Source organism: Dietzia sp. SYD-A1, assembly GCF_015356725.1.
GTDB lineage: Bacteria > Actinomycetota > Actinomycetes > Mycobacteriales > Mycobacteriaceae > Dietzia.
Genome location: NZ_JADDKI010000507.1, coordinates 1 through 2,527, shown reverse-complemented (window position 1 = coordinate 2,527; position 2,527 = coordinate 1). Strand labels below are relative to the sequence as shown.

2 protein-coding genes are annotated in these 2,527 nt (G+C 68.8%); both read right to left on the bottom strand.

The features are described 5' to 3' along the window. Positions 1 to 1,016 (bottom strand): MoxR family ATPase (locus IY392_RS16205; RefSeq protein ID WP_228549525.1); only part of this gene is annotated, 1,016 nt, incomplete at its 3' end. Between the two features lie 26 nt (positions 1,017 to 1,042). Continuing rightward, positions 1,043 to 2,314 (bottom strand): NDMA-dependent methanol dehydrogenase, encoded by a 1,272-nt coding sequence (mdo, locus tag IY392_RS16200; protein WP_107755406.1) that lies wholly within the window; start codon positions 2,312 to 2,314, stop codon positions 1,043 to 1,045. Positions 2,315 to 2,527: the final 213 nt, after the last annotated feature.

Below are 2,527 nucleotides of genomic sequence, written 5' to 3'. Positions count from 1 at the left end.
CCCCCTCGACCGCGCGCCGCCTCCTGCGTCGCCGCGGTGCCACCACCGGGCGGCTCGCCGTGGGCGAGCATCCCGTCGTGCACCCCCGTGAGCACCTCACGCGCGGCGTCGTCGTCGGACCGGTACTTCAGGAGGGCGGCGGCCAGCACCCAGCCGAGCTCCGGGCTGTCCGGTTCCCACACGGACGCGGCCCGCGCCGCGTCCACCACCTCGGAGATCGACGGGGCCTTGCGCAGGGGCATCTCACGCAGTCGGCGCGCCTTGTCCACCACGTCGGCCGCGACCGGTTCCGACACCTCGGGCGCCCGGGACCGGACGATCTCCGTCTCCCTCGCGGCGTCCGGGAAGTCCACGTGGAAGTGCAGGCACCGGCGCTTGAGGGCGCTGGACAGCTCCCGCGTGTCATTGGAGGTGAGCACCACCCAGGGAGTCGTTCGCGCGCGAAAGGTCCCGAGCTCGGGGATCGTCACCTGCTTCTCCGCGAGCACCTCCAACAGCATCGCCTCGAGCGACTCCTCGGTGCGGTCGATCTCGTCGATGAGCAGGACGACCGGGTCCTCGGAGGTGATGGCCTCGAGCAGCGGCCTGGTCACCAGGAAGTCCTCGCCGTGGATCCCCACCTCCATCTCCGCCAGCGCTGCCGAGGCGGCGCCGAGGTCCTCGTGAGCCTGCAGTTCGGCCGTGATCCGGTCCCGGAGCATCTGGACGTGCAGCAGCTGCTTGGCGTAGTCCCACTCGTACAGCGCCCGGGCGTCGTCCAGGCCCTCGTAACACTGCAGCCGGACCAACCGACGCCCGAACGCGGTCGCGAGCGACTTGGCCAGTTCGGTCTTCCCCACACCGGCCGGGCCCTCCAGCAGCAGCGGCCTGTCGAGGACCGTCGCCAGGTGCACGACGGTCGCCAACTCCCGGTCGACGATGTACCCCGTCGCCCGCAGCGCCTCCCGGAGGAGGTCGACGTCGATCGCCGCGTCAGCGGTTCCCGCCTCGTCGGGGCGGTCTGGGATGACACCCATGGTCGGGCCCTTTCCGTCCTCGCCGATCAGTAGGAGCCGGTCATGGCGTGCTCGACCATGGGGATCAGGGACTCGACCGTGGACTCGCGCGGGTTGCCCGGGGTACACGCGTCACCCATCATGTGCTCGGCGATCCTGCGGACGTTCTCCGCGGAGGTGTCGATCCTGTCGCCCTTGCCCTTGTACTTGCCCGTGTCCATCTGGTTCTTCTCGTACAGCCCCGGCGTGATCTGGCTGAAGTTGTCCGGGATGCCGACGTCCTTGGACAACCGGATGGCGGCCTCCACCGCGGCGTCGGCCGCCTGGACGGTCGTCATGTTCCGGGTGTCCACGCCCATCTGCGGGGCGAGTTCGGCGTACCGCTGATAACGGGCCGGCAGGTTGTACTCCCACACCCGGGGCAGCGCGATCGCGTTGTTCAGGCCGTGGTGGGTGTCGTAGTACGCGCTGATCGCGTGGGACATCGAGTGGATCATCCCGAGTCCGCCCGAGTTGAACGCCTGGGTGGCGATGTACTGCGCGTTCATCATCCCGGTGCGCGCGTCGAGGTTGCGCGGGTCGTACACGGCCGTGGTGAGGTTGTCCGCCACGAGCTTGGTCGCGTACAACGCGTTGCCCAGCGAGGGGGCGAAGTCGAGCCGCGACACGTACGGCTCCGAACAGTGCGCGAGGACGTCGAACCCGCAGTACGCGGTGAAGTGCTGGGGGCAGGAGTAGTAGAGGAGCGGGTCGTCCATCGCCAGCGAGACCAGGCTGGCGTCGTCGAACGCGACCCACTTGTGCGGGTGGTCCATGTCCGAGGTGTCGGTGATGACGTACGCCCACGAGGTCTCCGCACCGGTTCCCGCTGTGGTGGACACGGCGATGTGCGGAGGGTTCTCGAAGTTGGTGGACTTGGAGAAGCCCTGGAACTCGTTGATGTCGCGGCCGTCGTGGGCGATCACCACGCGTGCGCCCTTGGCGGCGTCGTGGCTGGAGCCTCCGCCCACCGAGATGATGCCGTCGCACTTCTCGGAGTTGTAGAGCGCCGCGGCGTCCATGACGTTGTAGTCCTTGGGGTTGGACTCGACCTTGTCGAAGACCACGACGTCGAGACCCTGGTACTCGATCTTGCCCTTGAGCTCCTCGATGATCCCCGATCCGCGCAACCCGGTGGTCATGATGAGGACGCGGGTCATCCCCAACTTCTTGGCCTCCACGCCGAGGATGTCGTGCGCCCCCACCCCCAACAGCGCCTTGGGGAGCGGGTGGAACTCCTTGATCGGCATGTCCCAGATCTGATTCAGTTCGATCGCCATCGTGCGCCTCCTGCTCGAGCGATCCCCACCAGCGGCGGGGCGGTGTGTGTGACACCGATCACTCTTGCCCGGCGAGCGACCCTGCCGGAACACCTCGCGCGACGTTCTGGCCACCCGGCACCCCGGGGACGGCCCGATCGGCACCGACCGACCTACCCGAGCGGAGAGGCGGCCGGGGCCCGGCGGCACGGGCGGCCCGGAAACCCCTCAGGC

Bases quoted from the DNA above. Each gene is read 5' to 3' on its own strand.
- mdo (WP_107755406.1), bottom strand. From the start codon at position 2,314: ATGGCGATCGAACTGAATCAGATCTGGGACATGCCGATCAAGGAGTTC.